The 14,460-nt window shown below is 71.0% G+C and carries 12 protein-coding genes; 7 read left to right on the forward strand and 5 right to left on the reverse strand.

The genetic code is table 11. The features are described 5' to 3' along the window. Positions 1 to 322: 322 nt before the first annotated feature. Entirely contained in the window at positions 323 to 1,720 is a 1,398-nt protein-coding gene (locus tag ACFWVE_RS07800; protein WP_384009276.1) for an erythromycin esterase family protein, read from the forward strand. A 25-nt stretch (positions 1,721 to 1,745) separates the two neighbouring features. Here the strand turns inward: ACFWVE_RS07800 and ACFWVE_RS07805 are convergent, their stop codons facing one another. Continuing rightward, positions 1,746 to 2,621, reverse strand: a complete 876-nt coding sequence (locus tag ACFWVE_RS07805) for an alpha/beta fold hydrolase (protein WP_384009277.1) — start codon at positions 2,619 to 2,621, stop codon at positions 1,746 to 1,748. Between the two features lie 431 nt (positions 2,622 to 3,052). Between ACFWVE_RS07805 and ACFWVE_RS07810 the strand changes: the two genes are divergently transcribed. Then, positions 3,053 to 5,824 carry a cation-translocating P-type ATPase gene (locus ACFWVE_RS07810; RefSeq protein WP_384009279.1) on the forward strand — a complete coding sequence of 924 codons (2,772 nt, stop codon included), beginning with the start codon at positions 3,053 to 3,055 and terminating at the stop codon, positions 5,822 to 5,824. 201 nt (positions 5,825 to 6,025) lie between these two features. Here ACFWVE_RS07810 and ACFWVE_RS07815 read toward each other — a convergent pair whose 3' ends face one another. After that, entirely contained in the window at positions 6,026 to 7,378 is a 1,353-nt protein-coding gene (locus ACFWVE_RS07815; protein ID WP_384009281.1) for an acyltransferase family protein, read from the reverse strand. A gap of 350 nt (positions 7,379 to 7,728) precedes the next feature. Between ACFWVE_RS07815 and ACFWVE_RS07820 the strand changes: the two genes are divergently transcribed. The 3 genes from ACFWVE_RS07820 (at position 7,729) to ACFWVE_RS07830 (ending at position 9,875) form a co-directional block, all read left to right on the forward strand. Further along, positions 7,729 to 8,724, forward strand: coding sequence for a sporulation protein (locus ACFWVE_RS07820; protein WP_384009283.1), 996 nt, complete (start codon positions 7,729 to 7,731; stop codon positions 8,722 to 8,724). A 227-nt stretch (positions 8,725 to 8,951) separates the two neighbouring features. Next, complete coding sequence (locus ACFWVE_RS07825) at positions 8,952 to 9,218, forward strand: GlsB/YeaQ/YmgE family stress response membrane protein (RefSeq protein ID WP_384009285.1); 267 nt, start codon at positions 8,952 to 8,954, stop codon at positions 9,216 to 9,218. A gap of 81 nt (positions 9,219 to 9,299) precedes the next feature. Beyond that, positions 9,300 to 9,875, forward strand: coding sequence for a TerD family protein (locus tag ACFWVE_RS07830; RefSeq protein ID WP_384009286.1), 576 nt, complete (start codon positions 9,300 to 9,302; stop codon positions 9,873 to 9,875). A 79-nt stretch (positions 9,876 to 9,954) separates the two neighbouring features. Here ACFWVE_RS07830 and ACFWVE_RS07835 read toward each other — a convergent pair whose 3' ends face one another. Genes ACFWVE_RS07835 through ACFWVE_RS07845 form a run of 3 tightly spaced genes read right to left on the reverse strand, consistent with a single transcriptional unit; the run spans position 9,955 to position 12,449 of the window. Then, complete coding sequence (locus ACFWVE_RS07835) at positions 9,955 to 10,530, reverse strand: GNAT family N-acetyltransferase (RefSeq protein WP_384009288.1); 576 nt, start codon at positions 10,528 to 10,530, stop codon at positions 9,955 to 9,957. A gap of 58 nt (positions 10,531 to 10,588) precedes the next feature. After that, complete coding sequence (locus ACFWVE_RS07840; RefSeq protein WP_384009362.1) at positions 10,589 to 11,350, reverse strand: class I SAM-dependent methyltransferase; 762 nt, start codon at positions 11,348 to 11,350, stop codon at positions 10,589 to 10,591. Between the two features lie 4 nt (positions 11,351 to 11,354). Further along, positions 11,355 to 12,449 (reverse strand): helix-turn-helix transcriptional regulator, encoded by a 1,095-nt coding sequence (locus tag ACFWVE_RS07845; RefSeq protein ID WP_384009289.1) that lies wholly within the window; start codon positions 12,447 to 12,449, stop codon positions 11,355 to 11,357. Between the two features lie 104 nt (positions 12,450 to 12,553). Between ACFWVE_RS07845 and ACFWVE_RS07850 the strand changes: the two genes are divergently transcribed. Together ACFWVE_RS07850 and ACFWVE_RS07855 are read left to right on the forward strand one after the other, a co-directional pair. Then, positions 12,554 to 13,177, forward strand: a complete 624-nt coding sequence (locus ACFWVE_RS07850) for a DinB family protein (RefSeq protein ID WP_384009291.1) — start codon at positions 12,554 to 12,556, stop codon at positions 13,175 to 13,177. Between the two features lie 92 nt (positions 13,178 to 13,269). Further along, the gene (locus ACFWVE_RS07855) at positions 13,270 to 14,364 is read left to right on the forward strand and encodes a winged helix DNA-binding domain-containing protein (RefSeq protein ID WP_384009293.1); all 1,095 of its coding nucleotides are present in this window, start codon (positions 13,270 to 13,272) and stop codon (positions 14,362 to 14,364) included. Positions 14,365 to 14,460 lie beyond the last annotated feature (96 nt).

Consider the following 14,460-nt stretch of genomic DNA (forward strand, 5'->3'; position numbering starts at 1 on the left):
GTATGGACTTGGACGGTGGTCGGGTTCGGGTTGTGAGTGCGGATGGTGGGGGTGTTTGTGATCCTGGGCGGGGGGGTCCGGGTCGGCGGGCGCGTGGGGTTGGGGTGGGCACCCGGGCCGTCCGGTGTGCCCACCGATCCAGGAGGACGGTCCGGCCCTCACGATGCAGCCTGTACCCCGGCCCGGGGTACAGGCTGCACCACCACACACGTCCGACGGACCCGGACACGGCCGGAGTGCCTCGACGGTAGTGCCTGGGGTACCTCGAGACGGGCAGCACGGGGGTTGGTGAAGCCCACCGTACGCCAGGAAATCTATGGGTATGACACGACGCAAGGCAGTAATCATTCCCTCGGTCCTCCTCTCCCTAGGTGCCATCGCCGTGGCCACTCCGGCCGTCGGGGACGAAGGGCCGGGGACACAGGCTTCGGTTTCCCCGCCACAGGCCACCATGTCCGGGCAGTACGCGGGGACGGTGGTCGATGCCATCGGGCGCAGTGCCCACACACTGCGCAGCACCGAACCCGAAGGCGGCCTGCGCGATCTGAACGCGCTCGGCCGTATGGTCAAGGGCGCCCGCGTGGTGGGTCTTGGCGAAGCCACCCATGGGTCGCGGGACTTCTTCCGCATGAAGCACCGGCTCTTCCGTTACCTGGTCGAGGAGAAGGGATTTCGGGCTTTCTCTCTCGAGCTTGCCTGGAGCAGTGGTGTGCGGCTCGACGACTACGTGGTGAACGGCGAGGGCAACCTGAAGGACATCGCGCGTGAGGAGTTCCAGGGGTCGTACCGGATCTGGAACAACCAGGACTACCTCGACCTCATCGAGTGGATGCGCGACTACAACCGTCAGCACCCGCACGACCCCGTCCGCTTCACCGGCAACGACATGGGTCATGCCGGACCGGAGTTGTACGAGCGGGTGACCGGCCATGTGGCCCGCCGTCACCCGCGACTGCAGGAACGCGTCGCCGGGCTCTACCGCGGTCTGCCTCCGACCACCGACGCCGGCACCTACATGCAGGAGTACCTCGAGCTGCCGCTGGCCGAGCGCAGGGAACGGGCGGAGCGGACCGGGAAGGTGCTCGAACTGCTGCGGGAGCAGCCCTCGGGTCGCGGTGCCGGCAAGCAGGAGCATCTGTGGGCCGTGCAGCACGCCAGGGCCATTCATCAGATGGCCAAGGGCTATTCCTTCGACATCACCGACGAGGCCCAGGTCGCGGAGATGATGAGATTCCGTGACCAGGTGATGGCCGAGAACGTGGCCTGGTGGCACCGGCACACCGGTGACCGGGTCCTGCTGTCGGCGCACAATACGCATGTGTCCTACGATGCCTTCGATGTGCGGTACCCCAAGACCCAAGGGGCTTTCCTGCGCGACACGTTCGGCAAGGGCTACGTCAGCATCGGCTTCAGTTTCCACGAGGGCGCCTTCAAGGCGTTCGGTACGGACGACAACGTCATGCGGACCCACCGTGTCGGCACCGCGCAACCGGGTTCCAACGAACACACCCTGGACCAGGCCCGCCAGAGCGACTACATCCTGGACATGCGCACCGCCCCCCGCTCCGTGCGCGACTGGCTGGACCAGCCGCGCGTCACTTACAACATCGGTGCCGGGTGGCCCGACCCCATGGAGTACAGGATCGCCCTCGGTGAGGCGCACGACATCCTCATCCACCTCGACGACGTCGAGGCCACCACGTACCTGGGCGCCCCCTGAGTCGGGCCGACGGACCGATGGGCCGTCAGCCGGTGTGGCCGAGGACTTCGCGCAGTTTGCGTGCGAAGTCCTCGGGCTGCCCGGCGTAGCCGGACTCACCGTCCAGGAAGCCGCCGTGGTGGTTCGGGAACACCGTCGGCTGCTGTCCGAGCAGCGCGGCCGTCGCCACCGCGGTGCGTCCGGTGAGGGTGTCCAGGGATTCCTCCCCCACCGCGATTACGATCCGCGCCGAAGCGCCGGCGAGCACGTCCGTGTCGGGGCGGTGGCCGCTCACCGCCCATGAGCGGTCGGAGAGCAGTGGATCGTCACGGGAACCGTCGTCCTCGGCCGGCATTCCCAGGGCGGCGGGGTCCGGCGCGCACTGGGCGAAGTAGTCCTCGGTGAACTCGCCCCGCCACGACGTCATCATGACGAACGCGGCCATGCCGGCGCCCCAGCCCTTCTCCTCATAGGCGTCCCGCACGGCCGCGCGGGCGCGTACGGCGGCCCGGGCGTCGGGGAGCGCGGTGATGAGGGGTGGTTCGTGTGCCACCAGGGTGGTCACATCGTCGGGGTACGCCTCCACCAGCGCGAGCACGGTCACCGCTCCCCCGCTGCTCGCGAACATCTCGACCGGGCCCGCGCCGAGCGCCTCGATGACAGCGTGTACGTCGGTGGCCTGGAGCGTGGGACTGTGGTCGACCCGGCCGTCCTTTCGGACGCTGCGGCCGATACCGCGGGGGTCGTAGGTGATCACGGTGCGCTCGGGGAAGTACGACGCCAGCGCGCGGAAGCCTGCCGCGTCCATGGGCTGGCCGATCATGAACAGCGGCGGACGTCCGCCGGCGGCCGGCAGCGGGCCGAGGACGTCGTGAACGAGGTCGGCTCCGGAAGTCCTGAGGGTCTGTGCATCTGCAGTCATGACGGTGTGGACCGGTCCTGGGCCGAGAACTCCTCGGCCGCGGCGGCACCCGGCTACAGGCGCGGGGCGCGGCGGCGGCAAGGTCCGGGCTCCGGGTGGCCCACAGTCTGCTGATCCCGCCGGCTCCGCATCCGCGTACCACCGTGCGCGCCCACTCCGTCAAGGGACGGACCGGTCTCGTGGTGCGCTACGGCAGGGAGGCGGCCGCCGTCATCGGCCTCGACATGGCCGGCCCTCACCTCAGGCCGTACAAGCGGCAGGGCCGAAGGGGTGACGCCGTTCGGGGGGTCCGCTGTCCACCGGTGCGGGAGCGGATACGCGGACGGGCCGGTCACGGGCGGGTGCGGGCAACTCTCTTGCCCCCGGGCCGGCCCTCCGGATTCCTCCTGTACGCGCGTGCTCGGCCGCACAACCGCATGCAGAATGGGGCAATGCTGCCTTCCGACACTTCCGCCACACCACCGCCCTGGCATGCTCTGCCCGCAACCGACGCGACGGGCCGGCTCGACGTCGACCCCGGTGCGGGGCTTTCTTCGGACGAAGCGGCCCGGCGGCTGGCGGAGCACGGGCCGAACCAGTTGGACGAGGCTCCGCGTGAACCCCGGTGGCGGGCCTTCCTCCGGCAGTTCCAGGATCTTCTGATCATCATTCTGCTGGTGGCCGCCGTGGTCAGCCTGCTGGTGTCCCAGGAGTGGGAGACCCCGATCGCGATCGCGGTGGTGGTGCTGCTCAACGCGACGATCGGGTTCGTGCAGGAGTCCCGGGCCGAGGCGGCCCTGGACGCCCTGCGGGAGATGACCGTCACTCATGCCACGGTCCGCCGCGACGGCCGTCTGATGCAACTGGCCGCCAGTGAACTGGTCCCCGGGGACGTGGTCACCCTCGCGCCGGGCGACCGGGTGCCCGCGGACGGACGGCTGCTGACGTCGGCTTCCCTGGAGGTGCAGGAGTCCGTCCTGACCGGCGAGGCGCAGGCCGTGGCCAAGGACGCGGATGCCGAGGTAGCGGAGGACGCCCCGCTGGCCGACCGGTTGACGGCGGTGTTCATGAACACCGCCGTCACGCGCGGCCGCGGTGAGGTCACGGTCACCGCCACCGGTATGGACACCGAGACCGGTCGCATCGCCGACATGCTGCACTCCGCCAAGCCCGGTCCGACGCCACTGCAGCGTCAGATCGACGCACTCAGCCGCAGCCTCGCCCTGATCGCCGGGCTGGTCATCGCGCTTGTGTTCATCCTCGGCCTGGTGCGCGGGCAGGACTTCGGCGACCTGTTCATCAGTGCCGTGTCGCTGGCGGTCGCGGCCATCCCCGAGGGCCTGCCCGCGGTGGTCGCGTTCACCCTCGCGATGGGCACGGGCCGGATGGCCAAGAAGGGGGCGATCGTCAAGAAGCTGGCGTCGGTCGAAACCCTCGGCAGCACCACCCAGATCTGCACGGACAAGACCGGCACGCTGACGCTGAACCAGATGACGGCGCGGGAGATGCTGCTGGCCGGCCGTCGGCTCACCCTCTCCGGCGAGGGCTACTCCTCCGAGGGACGGATCCGCACCACCGACGGACAGCCCCTGCCGCAGACGCTGGATCACGCGCTGACCGCGATGGCCCTGTGCACCGACGCCGTGATCCGCGACGGCGACGTCGTGGGTGACCCGACCGAGGGCGCCCTGGTGGTCCTGGCCGAGAAGGGCGGCATCGACGTGACCGGGCTGCGGCAGCAGCGGCCTCGGCGGCTGGAGGTTCCCTTCGACTCCGACTACAAGTTCATGGCGACCTTCCACGACTGGACAAACGACTCCGGGCACGCGGTGATCCGGTGCTTCGTCAAGGGTGCCCCCGATGTCCTCGCGGACCGCGCGGACCGCCTCGTCGGCGAGGAGGGCATCCTGCCGTTCGACGACACGGCCCGCCGTCGGTTCGACGAGGGCAACGCCTCGCTCGCCGAGCAGGGCATGCGGGTCATGGCGCTGGGCATGGAGGATTTCCCCGCCGACGGCTTCCAGGCCCCCGAGGACCCCAAGGATCTCCTCGACCGGATCGTGCTGACAGCCATGGTCGGTATCGTCGATCCGCCCCGCCCGGAGGCACGCACGGCGATCGCCGAGTGCATCGACGCGGGAATCCGGGTCCGCATGATCACCGGTGACCACGCGGTGACCGCCGGCGCCATCGCCCGCGAGCTCGGTATCCCCGGAGCCGCCGTGACAGGCGCCGAGCTGGACCGTATCGACGACGACACCGCCCTGGCCGACCGGCTGGACGAGGTGGGCGTCGTCGCCCGAGTGTCCCCCGAGCACAAGATCCGTATCGTCCGGGCGCTGCAGGACCGCGGTGACGTGGTCGCGATGACCGGTGACGGTGTCAATGACGCCCCTGCGCTGCGCAAGGCCGACATCGGGGTGGCGATGGGTGTCACGGGGACGGAGGTCACCAAGGAGGCCGGCACGATGGTGCTGACCGACGACAACTTCGCCACCATCGTGTCCGCGGTCCGCGAAGGCCGCGGCATCTACGACAACATCGTGAAGTTCACCCGGTTCCAGGTCTCCACCGCCCTGGGTTTCGTGGCCACCTTCCTGATCGCCTCACTGACCGGCCTGGCGGGCGGGGCTCCCTTCACCGCCCTGCAGATCCTGTTCGTCAACCTGGTCATGGACGGCCCGCCGGCCATGTCCCTGGGCGTCGACCCGGTCAGCCCGGACGCGATGAAGCGCGCGCCCCGTGCGGCCGGTGAACGGATCCTCAGCAGGCAGCGTCTCGCCCGCATCCTGCTGGCGAGCACGGTGATGGCGGCCGGCACGCTGGCGGTGCTGGTCTGGGCCCCCGGGCCCGAGCCGGAACTGGGAGAGGCTACCGTCGCGGGCACGATGGCCTTCGTCACCTTCGTGTTCTTCCAGGTCTTCAACCTGCTCAACGTGCGGCACGACATCCGCAGCGTGTTCAGCCGGGAAACACTGCAGAACACCTCCGCGTTCGTCGCCACGGGTGCCGTGATCGCCCTGCTCGTCATCATCGTCGAGACGGACGCGCTGCACGGTTTCTTCACCACCACCGATCTCACTCCCGGTCAGTGGCTGGTGTGCGCTGCCGTCGGCTCGGCGATCCTGTGGACCGGCGAGGTGCTCAAGACCGTGCTGCGTGCGCGCGCACGCGGCACGCGCGGCACCGGTTCGCAGCAGCCGACGTCACGGCAGGCGGCATGACGGCGGTGCGCCGGGCACACCGACCGGGCGGGAAGAGCGGACGGGAAGAGCGGGCACAGGACAGGCGGGCGGGCGCGGGGGTTACGGTGTCTCGCACCCACGACGGCCGGGACCTCGTGGACCGGTTCGTCGTCGGTGATCGCCTCCACCATGAACAGCGCGAAGTCGACCCGCCGGGCGGTGTCGCCGACGAGGACCGGGTCACCGACCTGCCGGCTCCGCACCGGCAGCCCCTGGCTCCCGCCCTCCTTCAGATCGCTCCCGCGTACGACGGTCCAGCGGGTGCCGCCGGCGAAGAGGCGGCGGCATGCCTCCACCTGGTCGCGCAGGTCGGCGAAGCGCGTCGGCCCCTCGGTTCTCACCGGACCGCTGTGATGCCGCTGCCGGTTCCGGAACCGGCTTCTGCGCCGGTGCCGACGCCGGCACGGGGGTCTGCCGTCGGAAGGCCCAGTCCATCTTCGGCTCGAACGCGGCACGGAAGATCCGCCGCACCGGTGCGGTGCACAGGGCGGTCACGACCACGGCGGCGATCGCGGTGACGGTGATCTCGCCCAGCGGGGTGTGGAACCAGTCGTTGCGGGACCAGTGCCAGTGGTTGGCTGCCTGGATGAAGAAGCCGTGCAGCAGGTACCCGTACAGCGTGCCGGCGCCCAGCGCGGTGAACCAGGTCCGGCGCCGCGGGACGAGCGCCACGAAGGCGGCGGCGAGGACCGTCGAGCAGCCGAAGATCGCCAGTGTCATGAGCGGCCCGTACCAGGCGGGCGCCGCGAGGTCCTCGGCGCTGGACTTGTGGAAGAACCAGGCGTAGTTCATCCGTGTCACGGCCCAGTAGGCCACGACCAGCGCGCCCGCGAACACCGGCACGGCGAGGATGCGCACCTCACGGCGGCGCACCATCTCGAAGTGCTCCTTCCTCAGCGAGAGGCCGAGCACGAAGTACGGCAGGAACTGCAGGGTGCGGTGGAGGTCGAGGTCCTTGCCGATGGACGGGGCGAGGGTGGCCAGTGCCGCGATGGCGAGGGCGACGGGCAGCGGCCGGCGCAGGGTCCGCCAGATCGGAGTGGTCAGCCGCCAGATGAACAGCGCGGCCAGGAACCATGTCAGGTACAGGGGGTCCAGCAGGCTGACCGAGCGGTCCGGTTCGTTGTCGCTCCACCGGGTGAAGAAGGTGTACGCCACCTCGAAGACGACATACGGCACGGCGACGCCGGTGACCAGGCGCCTGATCTTCCCCGGGCTCCAGTCGAAGCTGCGCGAGAAGTAGCCGGAGATGATGATGAACGCCGGCATGTGGAAGGCGTAGACCAGCGTATAGAGAGCCGTGACGGTGCGGCTCTCGCTGCGCAGGGGTTCCCACGCGTGGCCGACCGCCACCAGCACGATGGCCAGGTACTTGGCGTTGTCGAAAAGCGCGTCCCGCGGTTTCGCCGAGCGGACCTCCCCGCCGGCCTCCCCGCCGGCCGGTGCGGTGCCGGCGCGGGTCTTCTCCTGGTTCGTTCTCGTCGGCGGCCCGTCCGTCTCCCCGGGGCTGCGCGAGGGCAGCGTTTCGTTCACGATTCCTTCCTTCGGGAACCCAGACAGAGCAGAACACCTCTTACGGGGGTTGCGTAAGTGACACGAGAGCAACGACCCGGGAAACCGTAGCCGCGGCCGACGCCCGGGTAAACCCGAGCCCTGGGAGATGTGACCATCGCGATCGCGGGCGGTGCGGGAAGTCCCGTGTCCGCCGTCGGCGCGGGTGCCCACTTTCGGCCATTCCCGCCGCGTCGGCGACGAGTGCACGCCCGCCCGGACATCGCCACCCTATGCTTCTACGTGCTTGTAGAAAGTTGGTGCCGTGCTCCCGCGGGGACGTGCGGCACCGCGCTTACGGAACACTCGCACGTGAAGGAGTGGACGCCGCGATGGTGTTCAAACGACTGCTCGGCTCACTCGGTGTGGGCGGCCCCACGGTCGACACGGTCCTCGACCCCGGTGCGCCCCGGCCCGGAGCCGCGCTGACCGGGCAGGTCCATCTCAAGGGCGGCGACGCCGACTTCGACATCGAGCACATCACACTGGAGCTGGTGGCCCGGGTGGAGGCCGAGCACGAGGAGGGGGAGAGCGAGGGCGTCGTCGTCTTCGAGCGGTTCACCGTGGGTGGCGGCTTCCGGCTCGGCGCCGGCGAACTGCGGAGCGTCCCGTTCACCGTGGCACTGCCCTGGGAGACCCCCGTCACCGAGCTCCACGGCCAGGGCCTCGGTGTCGTCCTGGGCGTGCGGACCGAGCTCGCCGTGGCGGGCGCCAAGGACAAGGGTGATCTGGACCAGCTGAGCGTCGGGCCGCTGCCCGTGCAGGAAGCGATCCTCGAGGCGTTCGGCGGGCTCGGGTTCGGCTTCCGGTCCGCCGATCTCGAGTACGGCCGCATCCGCGGCACCGGCCAGCAACTGCCCTTCTACCAGGAGATCGAGCTGACCCCGGGGGCACAGTACGTCCACCAGGTCACCGAGATCGAGGTGACGTTCCTCGCCGGCCCCGGCGGCATGGAGGTCGTGCTGGAGGCGGACAAGCGCGGCGGGCTCTTCTCCTCCGGCCACGACTCGGTGAACCGGTTCACGGTCTCCCACGACGGTGTCGAGCACCAGGACTGGAACGCGATCGTCGGCGAGTGGATGCGCCGGCTCGTGGAACACCGGGCTTCGTACGGCTCGCACGGCGATCACGGGCACGCCGGGTACCACGGGCACGACGAGCACCACCACGACGGCCACCGCTCCGGCCCCGGCATGGGGACGGTCGTCGCGGCGGGCGCGGCCGGACTGGCCGTGGGCGTAGTCGGCGGCATGGTCGCGGCCGAAGTCGTCGACGAGGTCGGGGACTTCTTCGAGGGCGACGAGGAAGAGGCGGAGGACGAGGGCTGACCGCACGGGGGCGGGCCGGACACGTCATGTGCGCGGCCCGCCCCGCCTCGTCCCGCCGGTGACCATGGGTACCGCCCGGTGGTCGCCGGGACTTCCTGTCGTACGACACCCCCGCCCCGCAGCTTCTACAGAATTGTAGAGGTTAGACTTGCCCCTGCACGGACGTCCGCCGTACCGCACCGTCGGCATGGCCGGCGCGGCACGGCGACACGACTGGGAGGGGCGTCATGGGCGTCATCGCATGGCTGGTACTGGGACTGCTCGCAGGGGCAACAGCCAAGGCCGTCCTGCCCGGACGCGACCCGGGCGGACTCATCGGGACGACGGTCATCGGCGTCGCGGGGTCCTTCCTGGGCGGCTGGCTGTCGTCGCAGTTCCTGGACCGGCCGGTGCAGCGGGAGTTCTTCGACGCCGCCACCTGGGGCTCTGCCATCGTGGGCGCGCTCGTCCTGCTCATCGGCTACCGCGTCCTCTTCGGCAACTCACGCGGCTGAGCGTCGGCCGGGAACGGCCCATCGATCGCGGACGACCGCGAATACTCGACACCACCGAGAACGACCGAGAAGGAGTACCCAGTGGGAGTTTCCCTTTCCAAGGGCGGCAACGTCTCTCTCAGCAAGGAGGCCCCGGGCCTGACCGCGGTCGTGATCGGCCTCGGCTGGGACGTCCGCACCACCACCGGTACCGACTACGACCTCGACGCCTCCGCCCTGCTGCTCGACACCTCCGGCAGGGTGCCGTCCGACCAGCACTTCGTCTTCTACAACAATCTGAAGAGCCCGGACGGTTCGGTGGAGCACACCGGGGACAACCTCACCGGTGAGGGCGAGGGTGACGACGAGTCCGTCAAGGTGAACCTCGCCGGTGTCCCCGCCGAGGTCGACAAGATCGTTTTCCCGGTCTCGATCCATGACGCGGAGAACCGCGGCCAGAGCTTCGGCCAGGTCCGCAACGCCTTCATCCGGGTCGTCAACCAGGCGGACAACCAGGAGATCGCCCGCTACGACCTCTCCGAGGACGCCTCCACCGAGACGGCGATGGTCTTCGGCGAGCTCTACCGCAACGGTGCCGAGTGGAAGTTCCGCGCCGTCGGCCAGGGGTACGCCTCCGGACTCGCCGGGATCGCCGCCGACTTCGGCGTCGGGGTCTGAGACCCGGCTGTCAGACCCGGCCGGGGTCACCCGGCCGGAACGGCCGCCGGGCCGGGCCCTCCGTGGCCGCTCCGGGTCCTTACGGGCGCAGGTCGAGGCGCATCAGGACCCGGGGATGTCCGGCCAGTACCGAGGTGGTGTCGGCGGCATGGGTGAACCCGGCACGCTCGAAGTTCTTGCGGATGCCCGCGTACGCCATCGTGAGGTCGACCCTGGCGTCACCGTTGTCGAGGGGGTACGCCTCGATCGCGGGTGCCCCCTGAGTGCGGGCGAACTCGACCGCACCGGCGATGAGCGCGTGCGAAATCCCCTGTTTGCGGTGACCGGGGCGGACCCGGATGCACCACAGCGACCACACCGGCAGGTCGTCGACGTGCGGGATCTTCCGGTTGCGGGCGAAGGACGTGGCCGAGCGCGGCGCCACCGCGGCCCAGCCGACCGGTACGTCGCCGGCATGGGCGAGCACCCCGGGCGGGGGCGACGTACGGCACAGTTCGGCGACGTACTCACCGCGGGCCGGCCCGCACAGCTCGCGGTTGAGCTTGGACGGGATGCGGTGGCTCAGGCACCAACAGACGTTGGCCGTAGGAGACCTGGGGCCGAGCACGGCGTGGACGCCGTCGAAGTCGGAGGCCGGGCGCACATCGATGCTCATGGCAGCATGGTGTCACGGGGCGGGTGCCACGGTCCGCCCGGAAATCCTCCGCGCGGGTCTATCTCCCGGGCTCGGCCGGGTACGCGAGCGGCATGCGGTAGACCGACACATGGGAGCGCGACTCGGCGGTGAAGGGGGCGCCGGTCCAGTCCCCGTGCCTGGTCTCCAGGTCGAAGCCGGCCAGCTGAGCCATGAGGTCGAGTTCGGCCGGCCAGATGTAGCGGTGCGGGGTGCGGTCCAGCCGCGCCTGCCGGGTCCCGTCGAACCGGAAGTGGTGCGACACCACCTGCTGGTGCAGGACGTCGTACGTGTCCAGGAGGATGTAACCGGATTCGGACCGCATGACCGTGGCCGCCTGGCCCGGTGGGAGCCTGCGCAGCTCCGGCACCCAGAGCTCGATCACGAACCGGCCGCCGGGGACGAGGTGGCGGGCCGCGTTGCGGAAGCACTCGACCTGCTCGGCCTGGGTGAGCAGGTTGGCGATCGTGTTGTGGACAAGGTAGACGAGGCGGTACTCCCCCGGCGCGGTGGTGGTCGCCATGTCGCCGATGACCACCGGGATCGTCGCCTCGTCCGCCTTGGTGCGCAGCCGCTCCACCATCGGGCGCGACAGCTCGATACCGGTGACGGGGACGCCTCGTTCGGCGAGGGGCACTGCCACCCTGCCGGTCCCGACGGCGAACTCGAGCGCCGCTCCGCCCTCGGTGAGCCGGGCGAGCCGGTCCACGGCCGGCCGCAGGGTGTCGGGCGCGAACATGCCGGTGCCGGGCGTGTCGTAGCGCTGTGCGGCGTCGGCGTCCCAGAGGTCCTCCTGCTTCATCACGTCAACGCTCCCCTGTGGCCGGGGGGTTGTCCAATGAGTTTCGGGCCGGGGTGGGTCCGCCGTGCGGTGCGGGGGGCGCGGGGGTAACCGTCGCGGTGGGCGGGGCGGTCGCACCGGCGGCTGTGCAGCGGCGGCCCAGGCGGGTGAAGGCGGCCTTGAGTTCGGGCGGGCCGACGACCTCGATGCCGGTGTCGAAGAGGCCGACGGTGGCGGCGAGGCCTGCCCATGACCACGCGCCCAGGGTGAGCCGGCAGCGGTTCGGGCCGAGTTCCTCGACGACTCCGTCACGGGCGTATGGGGACACCTCGGCGGCGGGCAGGTCGAGGATCACCTCGCCGCGGCAGGGCCAGTTCCCCGAGCCGTCGGAGCCCCGGAACCTGGCGGCGACGAAACAGGAGACCTCGCCCCCGGGCAGTTCGCGCGGGGTGAAGCGGGGGCCCGTGGGGGTGCGCGGGGTGATCCGGTCCGCGCGGAAGGTGCGCCAGTCCTCGCGGTCGAGGTCCCAGGCGACGAGGTACCAGCGTCCGCCCCGGGTGACGAGATGGTGCGGTTCCACCCGGCGGGGCGGGGGTCCTGCGGGGTCCTGCCCGCCGTGTTCGGACGGGAAGGCGGGGGTGTAGTCGAAGCGCAGTACCTCCCGGGCGTGGACGGCGTCGCTGAGCGTCAGGAGCACGCCGCTGTCGGCCTGGGGGTCCGGGCCGGCTCCCGGCCGTTCGACGGCAGTGACCTGGAGGGTGTCGACGCGGTGGCGGAGCCTGGCGGGCATCACCTGGCGGACGGTGTTCAGCGCGCGCACCGCGGCCTCCTCGATACCGGCGCCGGTGGTGGTGGCGATCCGGAGGGCGACCGCGAGGGCGACGGCCTGCTCGTCGTCGAACAGCAGCGGCGGGAGGTCCGTGCCGGCGCCGAGCCGGTAGCCGCCGTCGGGGCCCTTGACGGCCACGATGGGGTAGCCGAGCTCGCGCAGCCGGTCGACGTCACGGCGCACGGTGCGCGGGCTGACGTCCAGCCGCTCGGCCAGCAGCGCCCCCGGCCAGTCCCGGCGTACCTGGAGCAGGGAGAGCAGGGCCAGCAGTCGCGCTGATGTCTTCGGCATGGAGTCCATGGTGCCCCGAGTGGAGGACACATCCTGACCTCCACGGCTGTCACGGTGGTCCCGTACCGCAGGACGACGAGCACGACCCGAGAGGCTTCCTCACCATGGCCATCACCCCCACGCCGGGCACCACCACGACCGGCAGCGCTGCCACGGCCGCGGCCGCTTCCCAATCCGCCGTCGACGCGGAGCGGGCCGATCTGCTCGCCGCCCTCGCATCCGCGCGCTCCGCCCTGACCGTCACGACGCAGGGACTGAGCGACGAGCAGGCGGGTGAGCGGTCCACGGTCAGCGCGCTGTGCCTGGGCGGGCTGATCAAGCACGTCGCGTCCATCGAAGAGGGGTGGATGCGCTTCGTGCTCGAGGGACCCTCGGCGATGTGCCACGACCTGCCCGACGGCGTCACCTGGGCCGACCTCGCGGCCGGTACCGCACGCGAGGTCCCGCAGTGGGCGATCGACCACCGGAACGCCTTCCGCATGCTGCCCGGTGAGACCCTCGCCGGGATCGTCGCCCGGTACGAGCGGGTCGCCGCCCGGAGTGAGGAGATCATCGCCTCCGTGCCCGATCTGTCGGCGGCGCACCCGTTGCCCGAGGCGCCGTGGAACGAGCCGGGAGCGGTGCGCAGCGTGCGCCGGGTGCTGACGCACCTCGTCGCGGAGACGTCCCAGCACGCCGGGCACGCGGACATCCTGCGCGAGACCCTGGACGGGCGGACGTCGAGCTGACGGACCCGTCCCGGCCTCACCGCGTTGTACGGAACCGAAGGGAACGGTGTCACCGTGACGACACATGGACAGGCGCATCGCCGGGTGATCCGGTGACCGTACTGGATGTCCGGGCGCTCAACCGCGCCATGCTCGCCCGGCAGTTGCTGCTCGACCGCGCCGAGATGCCGGCACAGGGCGCCGTGGCGCACCTCGGGGGTCTGCAGGCGCAGGAACCGCAGGAGCCGTTCGTCGGGCTCTGGTCGCGGGTGCGGGGGTTCGAGGCGCCCGCGTTGTCGGACCTGCTGACCGGGCGGGGCGTGGTGCGGGCCCATCTGATGCGCCGGACGGTGCATCTCGTCACGGCCGACGACCTGCTGGCCTGGCGGGCCCGGCACCACGCCATGCTGCGCCAGCGGGTGCTCGGCGTCTACCGCCGTGAGCTCACCGGGGTCGATCTCGGTGAGCTCGAGTCGGCCGGCCGGGAGTTGATGTCCGACGGGGAGCCGCGTTCGATGGGCGGCCTGGCGCGGGAGCTCGCGGGGCGCTGGCCGGAGCCGGGGCCGCGCGCGCTGGGAGAGATGCTGCTCGCCGCCTTGATCCCGGTGGTTCAGACGCCGCCGCGCGGGCTGTGGCGGACGAAGGGCCCGGTCCGCAACGCCCTGGTCTCCTCGTGGCTGGGCCGCGACGTCGACCCGCTCCCCGCGGACGGCTCGGACCCGGTGGGCCGGGCACTGGTACGGCGCTACCTGACGGCGTACGGTCCCGCCGCCACGGCCGATCTGCGCGCCTGGTCCGGTCTGGCCGGGCTGCCGGCCGCGGTCTCCGCGCTGCGCGGGGAACTGGTGTCGTTCCGCGACGAACGGGGCCGGGAACTGCTGGACCTGCCCGGCCTGCCGCGCCCCGATGCCGCGACGCCGGCCCCGGTGCGGTTCCTGCCGGCGTTCGACAACGCGATCCTCGGCTACCACGACCGGGGACGCGTCGTCGACGACGCGCACCGCGGTCTGTCGGTCACCGGTGCCCGGGTGGTGCTGGTCGACGGGCGGGCCTCCGCGACCTGGGAGTTCGGTGAGGGCACTGTGGTGGTCACCCCGCTGCGCCGTTTGTCCCGGGTGGACCGGGCCGCGGTCACCGAGGAGGGGAGCGCGCTGGCGTCGTTCCTCTCCGACCGGGAGAGTGACCGCGTGCGGATCGACGCGTCCTGATCGGCACGTGCCGGACGACCCGTCAGCCCGCGTTCCCACCAGCAGTTCCACCAGGGTTCCGTCCGGGTTCCCTGCTGGTTTCGGCCCGGTTCCCTC

Origin of the sequence: Streptomyces sp. NPDC058632, assembly GCF_042717095.1 — a bacterium.
In the GTDB taxonomy this organism is placed as follows: Bacteria; Actinomycetota; Actinomycetes; order Streptomycetales; family Streptomycetaceae; genus Streptomyces.

Coding starts and splice junctions, on each gene's coding strand:
- ACFWVE_RS07800 (WP_384009276.1), top strand. CDS start 323: ATGACACGACGCAAGGCAGTAATCATTCCCTCGGTCCTCCTCTCCCTA.
- ACFWVE_RS07805 (WP_384009277.1), bottom strand. CDS start 2,621: ATGACTGCAGATGCACAGACCCTCAGGACTTCCGGAGCCGACCTCGTT.
- ACFWVE_RS07810 (WP_384009279.1), top strand. CDS start 3,053: ATGCTGCCTTCCGACACTTCCGCCACACCACCGCCCTGGCATGCTCTG.
- ACFWVE_RS07820 (WP_384009283.1), top strand. CDS start 7,729: ATGGTGTTCAAACGACTGCTCGGCTCACTCGGTGTGGGCGGCCCCACG.
- ACFWVE_RS07825 (WP_384009285.1), top strand. CDS start 8,952: ATGGGCGTCATCGCATGGCTGGTACTGGGACTGCTCGCAGGGGCAACA.
- ACFWVE_RS07835 (WP_384009288.1), bottom strand. CDS start 10,530: ATGAGCATCGATGTGCGCCCGGCCTCCGACTTCGACGGCGTCCACGCC.
- ACFWVE_RS07840 (WP_384009362.1), bottom strand. CDS start 11,350: ATGAAGCAGGAGGACCTCTGGGACGCCGACGCCGCACAGCGCTACGAC.
- ACFWVE_RS07845 (WP_384009289.1), bottom strand. CDS start 12,449: ATGCCGAAGACATCAGCGCGACTGCTGGCCCTGCTCTCCCTGCTCCAG.
- ACFWVE_RS07850 (WP_384009291.1), top strand. CDS start 12,554: ATGGCCATCACCCCCACGCCGGGCACCACCACGACCGGCAGCGCTGCC.